The organism is Muriicola sp. Z0-33 (assembly GCF_026126425.1).
GTDB lineage: Bacteria > Bacteroidota > Bacteroidia > Flavobacteriales > Flavobacteriaceae > JAFMPW01.
Map to the genome: position 1 here is coordinate 627375 of NZ_JAFMPW010000002.1, position 19156 is coordinate 646530.

The 19156-nt window shown below is 40.3% G+C and carries 20 protein-coding genes; 17 read left to right on the top strand and 3 right to left on the bottom strand.

The window, feature by feature from the left end; all coding sequences use genetic code 11:
- Window positions 1-55: 55 nt before the first annotated feature.
- The 17 genes from J1G40_RS05545 (at window position 56) to J1G40_RS05625 (ending at window position 15049) form a co-directional block, all read left to right on the top strand.
- Window positions 56-1123, top strand: coding sequence for a nickel-binding protein (locus tag J1G40_RS05545; protein ID WP_265241602.1), 1068 nt, complete (start codon window positions 56-58; stop codon window positions 1121-1123).
- A 121-nt stretch (window positions 1124-1244) separates the two neighbouring features.
- Window positions 1245-2162: a carbon-nitrogen hydrolase family protein gene (locus J1G40_RS05550; RefSeq protein WP_265241603.1), complete on the top strand. Its 918-nt coding sequence runs from the start codon at window positions 1245-1247 to the stop codon at window positions 2160-2162.
- 11 nt (window positions 2163-2173) lie between these two features.
- The gene (locus J1G40_RS05555; protein ID WP_265241604.1) at window positions 2174-2671 is read left to right on the top strand and encodes a DinB family protein; all 498 of its coding nucleotides are present in this window, start codon (window positions 2174-2176) and stop codon (window positions 2669-2671) included.
- A 52-nt stretch (window positions 2672-2723) separates the two neighbouring features.
- A complete protein-coding gene (locus J1G40_RS05560; RefSeq protein ID WP_265241605.1) occupies window positions 2724-2861 on the top strand; it encodes a hypothetical protein in 138 nt (45 codons plus the stop codon).
- A gap of 182 nt (window positions 2862-3043) precedes the next feature.
- Complete coding sequence (locus J1G40_RS05565; protein WP_265241606.1) at window positions 3044-4117, top strand: DUF1080 domain-containing protein; 1074 nt, start codon at window positions 3044-3046, stop codon at window positions 4115-4117.
- 175 nt (window positions 4118-4292) lie between these two features.
- On the top strand, window positions 4293-5642 hold the full coding sequence (locus J1G40_RS05570; RefSeq protein ID WP_265241607.1) for a sialidase family protein: 1350 nt from the start codon (window positions 4293-4295) through the stop codon (window positions 5640-5642).
- A 158-nt stretch (window positions 5643-5800) separates the two neighbouring features.
- A complete protein-coding gene (locus tag J1G40_RS05575; protein WP_265241608.1) occupies window positions 5801-6343 on the top strand; it encodes a hypothetical protein in 543 nt (180 codons plus the stop codon).
- A gap of 103 nt (window positions 6344-6446) precedes the next feature.
- Window positions 6447-7001 carry a hypothetical protein gene (locus J1G40_RS05580; RefSeq protein ID WP_265241609.1) on the top strand — a complete coding sequence of 185 codons (555 nt, stop codon included), beginning with the start codon at window positions 6447-6449 and terminating at the stop codon, window positions 6999-7001.
- Window positions 7002-7122: 121 nt separating this feature from the next.
- Window positions 7123-7575 carry a cupin domain-containing protein gene (locus J1G40_RS05585; RefSeq protein ID WP_265241610.1) on the top strand — a complete coding sequence of 151 codons (453 nt, stop codon included), beginning with the start codon at window positions 7123-7125 and terminating at the stop codon, window positions 7573-7575.
- A complete protein-coding gene (locus tag J1G40_RS05590; RefSeq protein ID WP_265241611.1) occupies window positions 7576-7974 on the top strand; it encodes a VOC family protein in 399 nt (132 codons plus the stop codon).
- A gap of 102 nt (window positions 7975-8076) precedes the next feature.
- Window positions 8077-9042 carry an NAD(P)-dependent alcohol dehydrogenase gene (locus tag J1G40_RS05595; protein WP_265241612.1) on the top strand — a complete coding sequence of 322 codons (966 nt, stop codon included), beginning with the start codon at window positions 8077-8079 and terminating at the stop codon, window positions 9040-9042.
- 168 nt (window positions 9043-9210) lie between these two features.
- Window positions 9211-9846: a DUF2306 domain-containing protein gene (locus J1G40_RS05600; protein WP_265241613.1), complete on the top strand. Its 636-nt coding sequence runs from the start codon at window positions 9211-9213 to the stop codon at window positions 9844-9846.
- 154 nt (window positions 9847-10000) lie between these two features.
- A complete protein-coding gene (locus J1G40_RS05605) occupies window positions 10001-10882 on the top strand; it encodes a helix-turn-helix domain-containing protein (protein ID WP_265241614.1) in 882 nt (293 codons plus the stop codon).
- Window positions 10883-10982: 100 nt separating this feature from the next.
- Window positions 10983-11300: a hypothetical protein gene (locus tag J1G40_RS05610; protein ID WP_265241615.1), complete on the top strand. Its 318-nt coding sequence runs from the start codon at window positions 10983-10985 to the stop codon at window positions 11298-11300.
- Window positions 11301-11400: 100 nt separating this feature from the next.
- Entirely contained in the window at window positions 11401-11805 is a 405-nt protein-coding gene (locus J1G40_RS05615; RefSeq protein ID WP_265241616.1) for a hypothetical protein, read from the top strand.
- Between the two features lie 23 nt (window positions 11806-11828).
- Window positions 11829-13484: a hypothetical protein gene (locus J1G40_RS05620; RefSeq protein WP_265241617.1), complete on the top strand. Its 1656-nt coding sequence runs from the start codon at window positions 11829-11831 to the stop codon at window positions 13482-13484.
- A gap of 239 nt (window positions 13485-13723) precedes the next feature.
- On the top strand, window positions 13724-15049 hold the full coding sequence (locus J1G40_RS05625; RefSeq protein ID WP_265241618.1) for an OmpP1/FadL family transporter: 1326 nt from the start codon (window positions 13724-13726) through the stop codon (window positions 15047-15049).
- A 288-nt stretch (window positions 15050-15337) separates the two neighbouring features.
- On the opposite strand, the gene J1G40_RS05630 is transcribed toward J1G40_RS05625, so the two are convergent.
- Genes J1G40_RS05630 through J1G40_RS05640 form a run of 3 tightly spaced genes read right to left on the bottom strand, consistent with a single transcriptional unit; the run spans window position 15338 to window position 19153 of the window.
- The gene (locus tag J1G40_RS05630) at window positions 15338-16471 is read right to left on the bottom strand and encodes a porin (protein ID WP_265241619.1); all 1134 of its coding nucleotides are present in this window, start codon (window positions 16469-16471) and stop codon (window positions 15338-15340) included.
- A gap of 21 nt (window positions 16472-16492) precedes the next feature.
- Window positions 16493-17236 carry a succinate dehydrogenase/fumarate reductase iron-sulfur subunit gene (locus tag J1G40_RS05635; protein WP_265241620.1) on the bottom strand — a complete coding sequence of 248 codons (744 nt, stop codon included), beginning with the start codon at window positions 17234-17236 and terminating at the stop codon, window positions 16493-16495.
- A 6-nt stretch (window positions 17237-17242) separates the two neighbouring features.
- Window positions 17243-19153, bottom strand: coding sequence for a fumarate reductase/succinate dehydrogenase flavoprotein subunit (locus tag J1G40_RS05640; RefSeq protein ID WP_265241621.1), 1911 nt, complete (start codon window positions 19151-19153; stop codon window positions 17243-17245).
- Between the last annotated feature and the right edge of the window lie 3 nt (window positions 19154-19156).

A 19156-nucleotide genomic window follows, 5' to 3' on the forward strand; every position in this document is an offset into this window, starting at 1 on the left:
AATCCTATCTTAAGCCTTGCAGGGAATACAATACCGAACTATAAAACAAAAGTTTATGCCTCTATATATGGATATTCATACCGTAGACTCTGATGAGTTCTCAGCTGAAGACGTAGTAAAAGCCCATATGGAAGATCTGGCCATACAAGACAAATTTGGCGTAAAACAGTTGAAATATTGGGTAAATGAACAAGCAAAAACCATTTTTTGTCTTATGGAAGGTCCTGATAAAGATGCTTGTAACAAGGTACATCTGGAATCTCACGGCAATACCGCATGTAATATTATTGAAGTAGCTGACAATGAATATAACTTGTTTATGGGGCAAGGTTCGGACGTGGACGATTTGGCAACCACAGATTCCGGAGAGTTAGACTCCGGTTACCGCAGTATCCTAATGTCTAATTTTATAAGTATCTCCCAGGGAAGCAATAGCTGTTTAAAGCAGGTTATCCAGTTGGTTAAGGACCATAATGGGGTAATTGTAAGGGAACCAAATCATCAGGCCATGGCCACATTTATGTATGCAAAAGATGCCATTTCATGTGCAGTTGCTATAAAAGAACTATTTAATTCGCAGCCCGATGACCTGGAATTTAATTTGGCCATTGTCAGTGGTAAACCGGTAGATGAGGAGGGCGAATCTTTCTTTGAGGAGACCAAGCTAAGGGTGAATCGCCTTTGTGAATTAGGGCTTAACGGAAAATGCTACCTGGATAAAGAAACAATTACCTTATCTAAAAAAGAGCTGTCTGACCAAAATGAAAAACAAAGCGTTTTCACTATTCTTGATAGGGATAATATTAGCTTTTCCATGGAGCTGTCCAATATTATTAAAGACAACTATTCCAGATCGGATTTTTCAACTGAAGAGTTATTCTTTACTCTGGGGTTCAGTAAATCGCAGGCCAGCCGAAAAATTAAATCCTTAACAGGAATGGCACCCAACAAATTAATTCAGGAGTCTCGTCTTCTAAGAGCCTTAAGTAAATTAGCGCAATCCAATAAAACAATTGCCGAAATAGGCTATGATTCAGGATTTAGCAGTCCTACCTATTTTACCCGGGTTTTCAGGAAAAGGTTTGGAATATCCCCGACAGAGTTCTCCAAACAACAGGCATAATTCCGGAAAACAGGAATTTGAATCGATTGTTTCAGCATTTGAATCAATATTGAATTAGCATTCTTCCTATTTATTGCAGTTTTGCCTCATAAGGTTTATAAATAATAAAATTCCAAATAACATGAAGAGTACATCAAAAATAGCAGCCGCACAATTGACCCCCGTATTTTTAAACAAGGAGAAAACAGTTGAAAAGGCCTGCAAAGCAATATCAGAAGCAGCTAAGAACGGAGCAGAGCTAATAGTCTTTCCCGAAGCTTTTATCTCTGGATACCCGGATTGGGTTTGGCTTATTCCAAATAGCAAAGGAGCGGAATTGAATGCCCTCTACGTTGAGCTTGTTGAAAACGCCGTTTCAGTTCCGGACGATACTACTGACATATTGTGTAAAGCGGCTAAGGAAGCCGGAATCAGTGTAGTAATGGGAATGCATGAACGAAATTCAGAAACAAGTGGCAATAGCCTGTTTAATAGTCTGCTCTTCATAAATAGTCAGGGTCAAATAACCGGCAAGCACAGAAAACTTATACCAACAGGCGGGGAAAGACTCATCTGGTCGCAAGGGGATGGGTCTACCTTCAGGGCATACGATACCTCCGCCGGGAAAATAGCCGGATTAATTTGCTGGGAAAACTATATGCCTTTGGCAAGAAATGCCATTTATGAAAAAGGAACGCAAATCCTGGCCGCCCCAACATGGGACAAAAGCCCAAACTGGTTGCAATCCATGCAACATATCGCAAGGGAAGGCGGATTGTTCGTAGTAAGCGTATGTACGGCTTTACGTATGGATGATATCCCTGACGAATTTGATTTCAAAAATAGATACCCCGAAGGAAGAGAATGGATCAATACGGGGAATAGTTGCATTGTAGACCCAAAGGGTCAAATAATTGCCGGCCCCCTGCAATCGGAAGAAGGCATTTTATACGCCGATATCGATCTAAGAACCATCACCGAAGCAAAAAGAATGTTCGACGCAGTTGGACACTATTCCAGACCAGACGTCTTTAATTTTTCAATTAATTCCAACCAATAAAATTTATAATCATGACAAATGCAAACCAAAAATTAAGTAAAAGAGCAGCTGCATTAGCGGATCGTATTTTGCTGGGCGCAAATTCTTTAGCAACACTAGCCGAAGAACTTTCCGAAGAACAATGGAAACAAGCAGTTGCCGGGGATGGCCGGTCTGTGGGTGTTGTAGTACATCACGTGGCAAGCGTGTATCCTGTAGAAATTGAACTGGCTCAACTGCTTGCCTCTGGAAAGCCTATTACCGGAGCAACTAAAGAGGTGATAGATAAAATGAATGCAGACCATGCCCAGGCCAACGCTAATGTGGACAAGGCAGAAACGTTGGAATTATTGCGCCAGAACAGCCAGAATGCGGCTAGCGCGGTACGTAAATTTACTGATGAAGATCTGGACAACTCGGCAAGCGTCTCCCTGAATTATGACGCCCCCCTAACGGCTCAGTTTTTTATTGAAGACCATGCGCTCAGGCATAGCTTTCACCACCTGGGGAAAATAAAGGCATCGCTTTAAAAAGAACATTTTTTATATCTTAATATTCCACCGGTTACCATTTATTTAATTAATGAAAGCTAAAAGAATTGGTTTATCCATATGGGTAGATATGGCAATTCTTTTAGCATTTATTGGCGCTTATACCAAGTTACGCCTTCTTCTGAACACAATGGTAATGAACATCCCGGAAAGTAGACAAAATATTTAGTGCCGGCGTATTGCAATAAAACAAGAGATCGCTATTACGGTATAGCTGTATTTGAGAATGCCAATACCCTAAAGTTTAGTTAATACAAGAATTTGCCCTGAGGTTTTTTAATACTTTAGAAGGTACAAATATTAAAGTGCAACCCTTCTGATAGCTGTAAATAACATTTAAAATAAATCACAATGAAAAAATTGCTGTATCTAACCATCGCCTTATGCTATTTTCAACTATCAATTGCCCAAAATAATACTATAAAAGTTGCAATGAACGCTTCTAATTGGGACTTACCACAAGAAGCTACTTTTGAAAATTTTGACAACAGGGAAACACTTCTCCTGAAAGGTGGAAGGGCAACGGTTAAAAATCGGAAATTCGCAAACGGCACTATTGAAGTAGATGTCTACGCCAATACTAAAAGGAGTTTTGCTGGAATTACCTTCAGAAAGGAAAATAATAATATGGAGGAAGCCTATATGAGGCTGCATAAATCTAACCAGGCAGATGCGGTACAATACACTCCCATTTTTAATAATGAATCTAACTGGCAATTGTACAGGCAACACCAGGGGCGAGTTTCCTTTAAGAATACGGGTTGGAATACCCTGCGAATTGAAGTGAACAACAAAACGGCAGAAGTTTTTGTAAATGATGAAAAAGTTATGTCTGTAACGCCTCTGAGAACTGCTATAGAAGAAGGAGAACTAGGCCTCTTTGCTCTATTCACAAATCGGTTTTCGAACTTCAGATTTACCCCTGGTGAACCTACGGTTAATACTGAATCTGGTGATGATAAGCCTATTGCCGATGGTATTATAACCCAATGGGAAATTACCCAGGCTATGCCATACAACGAAGCGGAACTGAACTATGAAGATTTTTTAAAATATGAATACAGCACTGTAACCACCGAAGCATCCGGACTATTACCAATTTCCAAATTTCTTAAAAAAACTTCAGCAGGTAACTTTGAGGAAAACAAGGAAGATTATATCATCGCCTCCAAAACAATTAATGCTGATAAAGTAGAAACAAAGCTTTTTACGTTCGACTATAGCGATAAAATAATAGTGTATTTAAATGGTAAGATTATTTTTAAGGGCAATAATGCATTCAGGGCCAAAGGAGTGCAATATATGGGGCATATTGGCCTAAATGTCAACCAATTATACCTGCCGCTCAAAGAAGGAGCCAACCAAATTCACTGCGTGGTAATAGATAAGGCCAATGGCTGGGGATTAATTGGTAAATTGGAATAACACGTAAGGAATAAACTATCTTTTTTCCGTTCTTTGCCGATAACCCTAAGATATTCTAACTTAACCGCATGAATTCGTTGAGGGTATATTTATAGATATTAATCCGGCGATATTTGCAACCAACCTTTAGCGAGGGTAGGTTAAGAAAAGATTACAAAAGACCTGAACCATATTCATGAAACATCTTACTTATTTATCCCTACTTTCATTATTCTTAATTTCTTGTCAGAATACCCCACAGAAAAGCGAAAACTTAATCTCAGACTTCGGAGATCAGCCCTCTATTGCCAAAAATACGGATGGTGAAATTGCATTGGTTTTTGGCAATGAATCATTTATTTACTATTCCACCTCCAAAAATCAGGGAGCGTCTTTTAGTGAGCCATCCTTGGTAGCATCCTTAGACGGGCTTGTGCTTGGATATTCTAGCGGTCCGGGTATTGCAATAACGTCTTCATCAACTGTTGTAACTGCACCGGATGAATCAGGCAACCTTTACGCATGGTCTCGGCCAGTTAATAGTCATGACAAATGGTATGGGCCCGTGCAAATAAACGACATCGATGCATCTGTGGGCGAATTCCTTTCCGATATTACTTCAACACCGGATGGACAACTTTACTGCGTTTGGATTGATACGCGCTTTCTGGAGTCCGATAATGCAGATAGGCATTCGGATGCTGCCAATAAAAGCCATACCATTGAATCCACACCGCAAATTGAAGAGAATCTAAGTGAAATGACCCCTATTGGAATTACAAAGGGAGAATTGTACAATAAAATTGGGGACGTTCCTAAAAATGCACATTTGGCATTCCATGATGATAATGAAGGCAATTTATACTGGGTGTTTTTTGATAAGAACAAGAATGTTTTAAAAGCAGAGAATTATGGGGAATATGCAAAGTTCCGCGAACGAAATGGAGATCGGGTAAAGACCAAAGGAAAAATATACCTCTCTTCTTCTCTTGATGGAGGCAAAACATGGTCAAAAAGCAAATTAATATATAGATCACCGGACGGATCGGTTTGCGAATGCTGTAAACCATCAATAATCAGCGACAGTGATGGGAATCTTACCGTAATGTTTAGAAACAATATAAACGGTGCCAGAGACCTGCATTTTACCAGGTCTACTGATAAAGGAGACAGTTTTTCCGTGCCTGAAAAGTTAGGCTCAGGAACCTGGAAAATTAATGGATGCCCAATGGACGGAGGAGGTTTGACTATTGATAACAACGGTGAGTTGAATACCATCTGGAAAAGAAAAGGGGAAATTTTTCTCTCGAGTTCAAGTAGTTCGGAGGAGAAAATAGGTCCCGGGAGATTTCCTGCGATCTCAGCCAACGATGAGCATACATATATTGTTTTCTCGAACGCTGATGCTATAACAACAATTGATTCAGATAATAATACCAAAACTAAAATAGGGACCGGATCGTTTCCAAAGGTCATGGCACTTAAAAAAGGAGCCATCTATTTTTGGGTAAACAACAAGGGAATCAATTACAGGAAAATACTTTAATTATAGAAAAGGGTTAAATCTTTATCATATACAGAAAGTGCAAATTTACCAGCTGGCATAAAACTTTTCATCTAAAAAATCTATGGTATTACATTACTGGCGTGATGGCAAAAAGGCTTGTTTAAATTGTATTTCTGCACCTTAATTAAATTAGTTCAATGAAAATTACTACTTCTTTTATAGTTTTCTTTATATGCATCAACTTAATAGCTCAGGCCGGGCCAGATTATGGTTATGCTGATGATGCTGTACCTGAACTGGCACAATTTGAATACTACCGGGGAGAATGGAAATCTGAAATGGAAATGAAACAGGAAGATGGTACTTTCAAAAAGCTGGAAGCCATTGCCACCATAAAGGGCAAATTTTTAGAAGACCATAGCACCTTCCAGTCCCAGTTTACAACCGATAAAGGATTCTTTTCAACAGATATCAGAACATACAACACTTCCACCAAACAATGGGATGCCCTATTCCTCAATGCCAAAGCACAGCGATGGCATAAATTTACTTCCCGTTTAGTGGATGGAAAAATGACCACAATTGTAAAAGGCGGTTATAGCGGGAAGGAAGAATTTGATATTAAAGTTATCGATAATGTGATTACCGATAACCATTATTTAAAAAAAGTGTATCGTTCTACAGATGGGATGAAAAACTGGGAACTGGTTTATAAAATAAACGTGAAGAAAGTAAAGTAGTAGTTAAAGTATTGTTCTGTTTTGTGCATAATGTATTCCCCTAAGTAAAATCCAGGCTTGATAAAGTAACAGCTATAGCCTAAATTGCCTGTTAAACTAAATTATGACTCCTTTCAATAAAACATTACTGCTTATTTGCGGATCGTTTTTGCTTATATGCAGTTGCAAAGAGGTAGCTAAAAAAGACGAGATTGCTAAAAGTAACAACACTGATATTGCTACAGCTTTTATAGATGCCTTCTATTCATTTAACAAAGACAGCCTCCAAGCTACCCTTACCCATGCCGACGGTACCCGGGATAATATCCTGTATTATCAAAAATGGGCAGAATGTGGCAACTATAAAGTGGTTAAACGGAATAACTTTATTAAAAAAAATGATTCCCTTATTCTTTGCCCCATTACGGTAAAGGACGATTTGATAGCGGCTTTGGAGGTTGATTTCAACGTAACAGACACCTTTCATTTAACCATTGTAAACAGTGAAATCAGATCGATAAACACCTCATCTAACGACCCCGACTTGTACTATACAGCCAAGGGTTGGATAAAAGCAAACAGGCCAGAACTGATAACAAAAGCCTGTGAAGATGCATCAACACCATGCCTATGCGTTAAAGCCACAGTGAAAGGTTTTGCAGAATTTACAGGCAAATAATCTCATAATACTTTAACTTGGTTTTGTTGCCGAAATCGGAATAATTCTGAATGTAGTTGCATCAACTATTTAAAACCGATGTGCAGAACCAGGTTTAATGAAAATTTTTAATCAATGCTTTATGAAAGAACAAGAAGTTATACGGAAAGGAGAGGGTGAAAACTACAACTATTCTCAGGATCATTGTTTTATTAAACTTTCTTCGAACAGAACTAATGGTGAACTGAGCTTTGTTGAAGACAGATTAAAACCCGGGTTTCATCTGGGAAGACATCACCATAAAATAATGACCGAGGTATTTTACATTCTTGAAGGGGAAGTAGCATTAATTTTTGACGATGAAACGGTCCTGGCTAAAGCGGGGGACACCATTACCGTACCTCCCAATGTCTGGCATGCAGCCACTTGTGAAAAAGGCGGTAAAATGCTTACTATATTTAAAAACGGACAATTTGACCTGTACCTGAAAAAGCTCTCTACACTTAATGATGAAGACTTTGCCAATAAAGAATTCATGAAAAAACTTTCAGCCGAATTTGATATTTATGACGACGAGACATTGAACAATAATTAAATGACAGAAAACAAAGGAAAATTCAGGTTCGCCTACTTTACCAATAAGTATAAAGCAACCTATGATTTTTACCAGAACAAACTGGGTTTTAAATTGGCACACGACTGGGATAGAAGTGAACACGATAAAGGTGCCGTCTTTGAAGCTGGCATTGGACTGGTGGAAATTCTGCATCATCCACAAGAGGAGCAATACAAAAATACCGGTTTGGACTACCGCGCACCCCAGGGCCCGTTTATGGTGATCCAGGTGTGGGAGGTAGATGAATTGTACAAAAAATATAAGGATATGGGAATCCCTATTAAGCAGGAAATTGTAGATCAGTCGTGGGGGCATAGGAGCTTTTCGGTCCTGGAACCCAATGGTCTGGTATTGTTCTTCTTCGAGGAACAATTTTAATACCTATACATTTATACAATTAGATTACAGATTCCTGGTATTGCATTAAATACCTTTACACCAAATATGGCTATAGTTTATCCATAGCCCAAACTGATATAAATGAAAGCCGTCCTTTTCTACAACTATGGCCCGCCCGAGGTACTTCAACTTAAAGAAGTTGAAAAACCTGTGCCTAAAGACAATGAAGTCTTGCTTAAAATCCGGGCGGCGGCAATCACCATGGGCGATTGTGAGATGCGAAGTCCAAAAATTCCCAGCTTTACCTGGTTCCTGGCCAGGTTGTATTTTGGTCTCAGGAAACCCAGATTAAAAATCCTGGGCAGTTATCTTGCGGGGGAAGTTGAAACTGTTGGTGCCGAAGTAAAATCCTTTAAAAAGGGCGACCAGCTTTTTGGGATTAGTCACCGTTTTGGTGCATTTGCGGAGTATATATGTTTGTCCGAAAAGTATGTCCTTTCCGGAATGCCTTCCAATATGACGTTTGAAGAAGCAGCTCCTGTAGGCCTGGGCCTGGACTCATTGCATTTTCTAAAAAAGGCCGGGATTAAAAAAGAAGACACAGTGCTCATCAACGGTGCTGGCGGAGGTATTGGCACCTATGCCCTGCAACTGGCAAAATACTACGGAGCAAAAGTTACTGTGGTAGACAGCAACGATAAACTGGAAATGTTACGCTCACTGGGGGCAGATGCGGTTATAGATTACCAAGAAGGGGATTTTACCAAAAGCGGAACCACTTACGATATTGTTTTTGATGTTGTAGGGGCGCTATCGCACCGCCGCAGTGTTCGACTATTAAATAAAAATGGGAGGTATATCTCGGCAATTCCATTACTATCACGGCTATTACCAAGTTTGTGGGTTTCATGGACCACTGGTAAAAAAATGATGACCGGGCTCGCCAACCCTCATAAAGAAGACCTGGATTATCTCAAAGATTTAATAGAAGCGGGCCATTTAAAAACGGTTATTGAACGTCATTATGGTCTAGAAGAAGTTGCCGAAGCACACCGATATATCGAAAAAGGTGAAAAGAAAGGAAATGTTGTGGTTAAAATAGACTAATAGGCAAGGATAAAGTTTTAAGCAGTTAACCATTCCTGTACTCCTTGACTCCTCCCCTATTTATAAGTATCTTTTTTGCTAAATTTAAAATGGTATTACCAGACAATTTATATCTTTTATCGCGGTAGTCAGCAAAAGAGATTTTAATGCTTAGCTACCAACAATAATATGAGTAGAAAAAAATCAAATAGTATTTGGCTCATTATAGTCCTCTTGATTGTAGTTGTATTTTCTGTTAATTATTATCTGAGAGATACCAGTGTATATTTCTTTGGAGAAGAAAGCGAGTTCAGTGACATAAGAGTACGTTTTAAATGGTGGATCATTGCACATTTTGGTTTTGCTGCCTTTACACTATTCGTTGGGCCTCTTCAGTTTGTTCCCCAAATAAGAAATAAGTATTTAAAATTCCACAGATGGGCCGGTAAATTCTATATTATCGGTTCAATTATATCGGCACTTACAGTTTATGTACTTCTGGCGACAACATACTCGCTGCCAGGAGCTATTCCGTCTTTAGGTTTATTAGCTACCATTTGGCTCTTTTGTACTATAGCCGCCTACTATTTTATAAGAAAGAAGAATATCATAAGACATAAAGAGTTTATGATACGAAGCTATGTATGCGGGTTGGCATTTGTATTTATCCGATTATTACCACAAATAAATGACCTAACAGGAATATTCAACTTTATCGAAGACGAGCACATGAGGAGGACGGTATATGAATGGGTGTGTTGGGTATATCCTTTAATGATGGTTGAATTTTGGCTAGTGTGGAGAAAACAGCTAATAAAAACATAATATCGCTGTAAGGCGGGGCTAACTCAAAGTTCTCTGATGTTAAATGATAGCTTTTCCTAAATTTAAATACTGTAAATTGAAACCTCCTGTGATTTTCTGACGCGCATTCTGTTTATTCAGAATGTATTGAGTGCTACAGGCGAAAATTCCAAAGATGGTAAACCTTTATTCCTTTATAAAACATGGCGATGCGTTCCGGAAGCTGCAGGTAAACGAATTGTTGTTTGTAGAGTACACCTGTATGCAGGAAGAAACAAAGTTTGGGATATGGTCTGACAGTAATTACTTTGCCTTCGTTAGCTCGGGTAAAAAAATGTGGAAGAGTATTTACCATGATTATGAAGCTGAGCAGGGCGATATCCTCTTTATAAAAAAGGGCGCCAACCTCACCCACCAGTTCTTTGATGACGAGTTTTGCGCCATCTTCTTTTTTATTCCCGACGATTTTATAAAATCCTTTCTTAAGAAAAATCCGCATTTTCTGAATACTACCCAGAAAGACCTTTCCAGCCAGGATGCTGTCTTAAGGGTACAGGCAGATGACCTGCTAAATAATTATTACCGTTCTATCAGTTCCTATTTAGCACTGACAGAACAACCTAACGAACAATTACTGACATTAAAATTTGAAGAATTACTACTCAGCATTTTTACCAATGTAAATCATCAGCAGTTAAACGACTATTTTATTTCCCTGTGTCAGGATCAGGATTATCATATGAGCCGGGTAATGGAAGAAAATTTTGGATACAACTTAAAAATTGAGGACTATGCGCAACTTTGCCATATGAGTTTAACCAAGTTTAAAAAAGCCTTTAAAGCATATTACAAAACCACCCCGGCGGTTTGGCTCAAACAACGCAAACTAGATCTTGCCATGCATCGCCTGCTGAATTCCGCATTACCCATTAATCAACTTTCCTTCGAATGTGGTTTTGAAGACCCTTCCCATTTTATCCGGGTGTTTAAGCAAAAACATAAGGTAACCCCCCTCCAATATCGCAAACAACACCTGAATACCAACAAAATAGGTTAAAAAACCCTTAGCGTCTATTTATCAGACTTTTTATCCTATCCTGGCAAGACCACCTGCCCCTACTTTTGCTCCTATAATTATTAACCGTAAATTTTTAACAATGAAAAATGCAAAAGCAGTATTATCAGTAAAATTTAATTCAACCCACAGCCCGGAAAAATTAATGCAGGTGTGTCATGAAGATCTGGATGTATTCAAAAAAGTACCCGGACTTCTTGAGAAATTCTATTTGGCAGAAGAAAGTACGGGTGCCATCAGTGGCATCTACCAGTTTGAAACCAAAAGTGCCAGGGCAGCATTCTGGACATCGGAACTGGCTGCAAATATCCCTGAAAGGTATGGGGTTATCCCTGAGACTTTAAGGGTAGAAGAATACAACATGGCCATTGTACTCAATGAGGCGGTTGGCGTAAATTAAAATTGTCTCTCCCATATTACAAAAGCAATAGCGGTAAAGGTTTTCACCTTTACCGCTATTTCAATTATATTAGCATCTAGCTGCTTAAGAAAGATATAATATGAACAAAATTCACTATTTATTTCTGCTGATCTTTATAATATCCTGTAAATCAAATACCAGAGATACAGCGAATGAAAATGCCGAAATAGTTAAGTTTTGGAGCATCAAGGCATTACAATTTAATGATGATGTAATTGTTCTGGACGACTGCACCAAACAAGACTACCTGGATATACGGGCTGATAAAATTGCGTTGTCTTTTCATTGCGAGTACAACACACCAGATTCACTGCAGTCTTATCACACCCATAAGCTAAACTGGGAGCAACGGACAGATAGTTCTTATACTATTTATAGTGATGACCGCACCATGGATGGCTTCCTGATCCTGAAACCCTCAGGGGAATTAGAAATGACCCTGGAGAAAAGTGACAATAGAACCATGAAGGCTGTTTTTGAATAGTAGCTAATTTTGGATTTATGCCCATGATAAAACAACTTCTCTTCCTCTGCTTTTTGTTTTCCTGTACCATGGCTTTACAAGGGCAGCTGCAAAGTACTCCCAAAGCTATTGTAATCACATCCAAAAAGAAAAAAACGAAGGTACATACCAATGATCATGGGGAACTGTTAGTAAATGTTTCGCGCAAGAATGTGGCCAAATTCAAAACCAGGGGATATGTGCAATATAGCGACTTTGATTCGGTGGGCGATGGTAAAACCGATGACACCTATGTTATTGCGGCCACCCACGCTTTTGCAAACAGGTATTCGCTGTCAGTAAGAGCTGACGAGGGTGCCAGTTATTACATAGGCGGAATAGAACAGCCTGTGGTCATCCAGACCGACACCTATTTCGGTACGGCGAATTTTATTATTGACGATACCGAAGTCCAGAATAAGAATGCGGCAGTTTTTCTGGTCAGCTCCAAACTTGAACCATTTAAAATTAACGGCATTACATCGCTCAAAAGAAACCAGGAAAAAATTAAGGCCGACTTGCCCGGAGCTTGCCTGGTCACTGTAACGGATGATAATACTAAGCACTATATAAGAGTGGGTCAGAATGAAAATAACGGGTCTTCTAAAATGGATAATTTTGTTGTGGATCAAAACGGCGATGTTGATATGGACAGTCCGGTCATATGGGATTTTGACCAAATAACAGACCTTACCGCAATACCTATAGACAAGGAAACTCTGAAAATTAGTGGAGGACGCTTTACAACCATAGCCAATAAAGCCGAATCTAAAAGGAACAACTACTATAGCCGCAACATGGCTATCAGGCGTTCTAATGTTATTGTAGACGGGCTGGAACATCATGTCACGGGGGAAGGAGACCAGGGTGGGCCCTACAGAGGTTTCCTCAATATCAGCGATTGCGCCAATGTAACCATTAAGAATACTATTCTTACCGGACGCAAGACCTACCAGAGAACAAATTCTGAAGGCAAGCCCTTTCCTATGGGATCTTACGACATATTACTTAACCGAACGCTTAATGTTTCGTTTGTAAACTGCAGTCAGACTAATGACATTCATGATAAAACTTATTGGGGAATACTGGGATCTAATTATTGTAAAAATCTGCTCTATGACAATTGTTCCTTTTCCAGATTTGATGCCCACAAAGGCGTAGCCAATATCACTATCCGTAATTCTACTTTGGGATATATGGGAATCAATGCCATCGGCACTGGTAACCTGATTGTGGAGAATTCGTCTATTTACGCCAAGAGCCTCATTAACCTGCGTAACGACTACGGCAGCACCTGGGAAGGCGAAATCATTATCCGTAATTGCCTTTTTGAGCCCAGAGGAGGTGTGCCCCCCTGCGCCAGTCTTATCCGCGGTGTCAATACCGGCCAGCACAATTTTGGTTATACCTGCTATATGCCAGAGCAGATCCTTATTGACAACCTGCATATTGATGATTCCAAGCTTCCCGCAGACCATAAGGGTCCTACTATTTTTGCAGACTTCAATCCGGAAATGACCGATGCTACTTACCAAGAGGAATTCCCCTATATCAAAACAAAGCAGGTTATTGTAAGAAATACAACTACCGCTACCGGCAAACCCCTAAGGTTTAGCTATAATCCTTTTATGTTTAAGGATGTGAAATTGGATACAAATTAGCGTGTAGTTGGTTAGCGTGGCTGGTCAGCTATGAAATTACTAAAACAAATCTTTCCGGATTAAATTCACTCATACCACGGTCGAAATTGGAAGATTTGAACTATGATATTAATCATAGAAACTGCACTATTTTACGGATAACTTCGCCTAGAATATCAATGAATAATACATCATATTTTGATCCGTACATCTCCCTTTTTTGTTAGAATATTCTTTAACAGTTATAAAACAAACTAATCATGAAAAAAAACTTAATTAAATTTTGTTTTTTGATTTTCTCAACAGCTATTTTTTCGCAATCAGGGCATATTATGCAGGGTGTAGGCTCGGTAAACATGTCTATGGGAGGCGCAGCAACTGCTCAACCCATTGATATTTCGGGAGCCTTACACTGGAACCCGGCAGCGATCTCTGTTTTTGATGAAAGCCATCTAAAATTTGATTTGGGGCTGTTCTTTTCCTCTCCTGAACTGAGTTCAACGGTTCCTGAATTTAATGGTACCGGGCAACCTACCGGAAATTTTTTCAGTGGTGTTACCGAAGATGATAAAGGCCTTTCAGTATTGCCTGCGTTGGCAATGGTCTGGGGTAAAGAAGGCAGTAAACATACCTTTGGTGCTTCAGCCTTTGGTATTAGTGGATTTGGGGTTACATTTCCCGAAAGTACTACTAACCCCATCAATATGCCACAAAGTATGGGTGGATTTGGAAGGATAGAATCTAATTATATTTTGTTGCAAGTAGGGCTAGCATACGCTTATGAATTATCGGACCATTTTTCGCTGGGTGTTCAACCGACTTTTGACTATGCCACTTTGGAATTAATGCCCAATCCGACTGCCAACCCAAACGGCGCCGGGTACCCTTCCACAGATATTGCAACGGCTCTGGGGTTCGGAGCACAATTTGGAGTGTTCTTTGATTCGGGCTCGGGGTTTAAAGCTGGGGCTTCGTATAAAACCACCCAGGCATTTGGTGATTTCGAATTTGAAAACGAGTATTTGGATAATTCTACCGGCACAAACAATTTTAATATGGACTACCCCGCAATATATTCGCTAGGTTTAGGATACTCGCTGGGAAATATAGATCTGGCATTGGATTATAGACTGGTAGATTATGAAAATACAGATGGATTTTCTAAAGTGGGATGGACACCAACCGCATCTGTTTCCGGTTTTGGCTGGGAAAACGTTAATATTATCTCCGCAGGGATCCAATACAAAGGTGTAAATAGACTGCCATTGAGATTGGGCTATACCTATAGTTCTAATCCTATAAACAGCGATGTAGCTTTTTTCAATACTCCGGCAACGGCAATTATTAAAAATGCCTTTCAGTTCGGATTGAGCTATAATACCGGGGACCGACTCTCATTAGATGCCGTCTACCATTATGGTGATAGCGGAGATGCTACTTCCGGACCCTTACTTAATCCGCAGTTTATACAAAGCTCGCCTCCTTATGGAGCTATCCCTGGCAGTAATGTATCTTATAAGATGAAAACCTCCATGATTATGGTGGGGATAAGTTATGCCTTCAACAAACAAGTTGGCAACAATTAATGAAAGATTAAAAGCAACTGAGGATTATGCCGCTTTAGCGGCATAATCCTTAATGGGGGGCGGTGCTCAACTAAAGCCAACCACCCACAGCGTGGTGGTGAAGATAGATTAACAGGCAGGTATATAGGCATGTACAGCTAACCATGCCTGTATTTCTTTACTTCTCCCTTATTTATCTATACCTTTTTCTAGATGAAAAAGATCTCTAACATATTATAAAGGCAATGGTACCGAGCATATCAAGAATATCAAAAAATTCCATTCCTATTTTTTGGCTATTTCATTGGATTAAAAATCAAAACGAATACCGATGCCAAAGATGCTAGATCTTTTACTGTCCCCATTGACATCTTTGCTTTGATCAATTCGAGAAGACGCCGAAATATAACTGGACTTTTTAAATCGATATGCTAACTCTGTAATGAAGAATTTTGTGTCAAAATCCCCTAAGTTCTCCTCTTCTTTCGGTTTGAGATAGTTGTACCCCAACCCTAAATGCCATCTTTCATTTTTTGAAAACTTGTACCGACCAAAAAATTCGAGACCGGTGGCATCGTAGAAGACATCCCCAGCGCGTTGATGTTGGTTTAAGCTAGCATAAGAAGCTGCCATGGTAAACCTGTTTTTTTCATAGGAGGCGGATACTACAAAAGACTCATCTCCCTCTTTGGCTTGATCGGGCAGTGGGTCTTCAACACCATCGTTTACCTTGTTATACCCTATCCCAATACCAAAACCATCGATTCTGTAGTTGGCCCCGAAGCCATAGGTGTCTATAGATTCGTTGTTCTCTGAAATGTTCCTGACCTGTGCTTGTGCTCCAAGACTCAGCCCATTTTTGGCATACTTCAATATTATGACCTGATTGGCACGCCCAGTTCCGGAAACACCACCATCCGCAATATTCCATACCCCAATACCTGAGCCACCAAAGGCCAAGGTTTTATCGACTTCTATGGCTCCTAGAGTATAGTAAACCGAATTTTGTTTCCCAAAAGTAAATTGAAAGTCCTTATAAGTAACCCCGACCCAGCCCAGTCTGCTAAAAACCGCATCTCCAACCTGTGCAATCCCCGCCCCTGGATCTACTGCAAATTCGATAGTCTCGTCTCTTGATACGAGGTTAAAACCCAATTCAACCCTTCCTATCGCATTAAAATTATCTCCCTCATTTGGAGATAATGCATGTTTAAATCGTATTCCGGCGCGAGGGGCATTATTACCAATACCTATCTCACCATCCTCATCAAATCCTGCACCAATACGAATACTTGCATAAGGGTCTATTCGCGAAGTAATTTCGTCAAACCAATTACTGCTGTCATCACGATCAGATTTAGTCTGTGCCTGAGTTTCTTGTATTAGGAACAGGGACACTGCTAACAGTATTGTTTTTCCGTATGTAGCCATCAATTTCTTCATAAGGCTTTGTTTTATTTTTTTCTATCCAAAAACTTTTGATTTTGTAACTCTTGCGTTCATTTCCGCAATGTTTATGATAGAAATACCCTCTGGGCATTCTACCTCGCAGGCACCGGTAAAGGTGCAGCTACCAAAGCCTTCGATTTCCATTCGATAGGTCATTTCAGCTACACGTTTGTGTTCTTCTGCGCGCCCCTGTGGCAAACCATTCAAATGATTGATTTTGGCAGAGGTGAAAAGGGCGGCCGAAGAATTTTTACATGTAGCCACACACGCTCCGCAGCCTATACAGGCAGCTGCGTCCATTGCCCTGTCCGAGACTTCTTTGGGTACGGGGATGGCATTTGCCTCTGGTGCCGTACCAGTTTTTGCACTGATAAATGCGCCTTGCTCAATAATTCTATCAAAAGCCGAACGGTCTACAATCAAATCTTTGATTACCGGAAAAGATGCCGCTCGCCAGGGTTCTACTATAATCGTATCACCATCTTTAAAACTGCGCATGTGCAATTGGCAGGTCGTCATATGATCATGCGGTCCGTGGGCGCGCCCATTGATAAAAACACCACATTGTCCGCAGATTCCTTCACGGCAGTCGTATTCGAAAGCGATTACTTTTTCATCTTTCAGAACAAGTAGCTCGTTCAAGTGGTCCAAAGCCTCAAGAAAGGACATATCTTCTGTTAAACCATCCACTTCATAAGCTCTCATGGCCCCCTTGTCGTTTGGGCCTTCTTGTCTCCATATTTTGAATGTTACTTGCATCGTATCTTATTTATAACTTCGTACCGACGGTTTTACAAATTCAAATTCAAGTGCTTCTTTGTGCAGCTTGAAGTCTCCGTTGTCATATTCCCAAGCAGATACATAGGAATATTCTTCATCTACTCGAACGGCTTCCCCCTCTTCGGTTTGGAATTCTTCACGAAAATGTGCCCCGCAGGACTCATCTCGTTCCAGTGCATCTGTACACATTAAAATCCCCAACTCTATAAAATCGCCCAATCGCAGTGCTTTTTCCAGTTCTGTATTCAATTCATTATTGTTTCCAGTGACTTTTACATCGCTCCAAAACGCATCCCGAATGTCTTTTATTTGCTGAATAGCCTTTTCTAGTCCTGCTTTATTTCGGCTCATGGCACACTCTTGCCACATGACCTTGCCCAATTCCCTATGGAAATGGTCTACTGTCTTGGCACCATTTATGGCCAGAATGCGGTCGATATTCGCCTCTACTTCCTTCTCCACCTTGTCAAACTCCCGATGCTCTATGGTAGGACGGTCTGCTTTGATTTCATCAGTTAAATAATTGTTAATCGTATTCGGAAGTATAAAATACCCATCGACGCTAGCTTGTAATAAAGAGTTGGCACCCAAACGATTGGCGCCATGATCTGAGAAGTTGCATTCTCCTATGGCATATAATCCGGGAATAGTGGTCATTAATTCGTAATCTACCCAAAGCCCGCCCATGGAGAAATGTGCAGCGGGGGAAATTTTCATAGGTTCTTTATAAGCATCAATACCCGTAATCTTTTTGTACATTTTAAACAGATTGCCGTATCGGTCTTTTATGGTTTCCAGACCAAACTTTTCAATGGCATGTTTGAAATCCAGATACACGGCATTCTTTAATCTTCCCACTCCATAACCTGCATCAATACGTTCTTTGGCAGCCCTGGAAGCGATATCCCGTGGTGCCAAATTCCCAAAACTGGGATAACGTCGTTCTAAATAGTAATCTCGTTCAGCTTCAGAAATATCATTTGCTTTTCGCGAATCGTCTTTTTGATTTGGTACCCAAATTCTTCCGTCGTTACGCAAGGATTCGGACATCAAAGTGAGTTTTGATTGTGCTTCACTCGATTGCGGTAAAGCTGTAGGATGTATTTGGGTAAAACTAGGAGCTCCAAAAAACGCTCCTCTTTTATGGGCTTTCCATAAGGCACTGCCGTTGCAACCAATAGCTAACGTAGATAGTCTAAAGACTCTTGAGTACCCTCCGGTAGCCAGAACTACGGCATCGGCAGCATACCGATTGAGTTCTCCGCTTACCAAATCACGAACAATAATCCCTTTTGCCTTTCCATCGATTACAACGAGGTCTAACATCTCGCTACGTGGAAACATTTCTACCTTTTTGGCACGCACCATTTTATACAGCTGCGAATAGGCTGCCATTAATAATTGTTGTCCGGTTTGCCCTCTCGCGTAAAAAGTTCTTTGTACCTGAACTCCGCCAAAACTCCGGTTAACTAGAGTTCCTCCATACTCTCTAGCGAAGGGCACGCCTTGCTGTACATAATGGTCTATAAGTGGCGCTGAAAGTTCAGCAAGCCGATAGCTGTTGGCCTCCCTAGAACGAAAATCACCTCCTTTTAAGGTATCATAAAACATACGCCAAACGCTATCGCCATCATGTTGATAGTTCTTAGCAGCATTTATACCACCCTGAGCTGCCACTGAGTGTGCCCGCCTTGCGGAATCTTGATAGCAAAAACATTTGATATCATAGCCCAATTCTGCCAAAGTTGCTGCTGCACCGGCTCCTGATAATCCTGAACCGACAATAATTACATTGAGTTTCTTTTTATTGGCAGGGTTTATCAATTGTGACTTCACTTGATAATTCCGCCATTTATCTTCGAGCCTTCCTTCTGGAATTTTTGCATCTAATTTCATCTT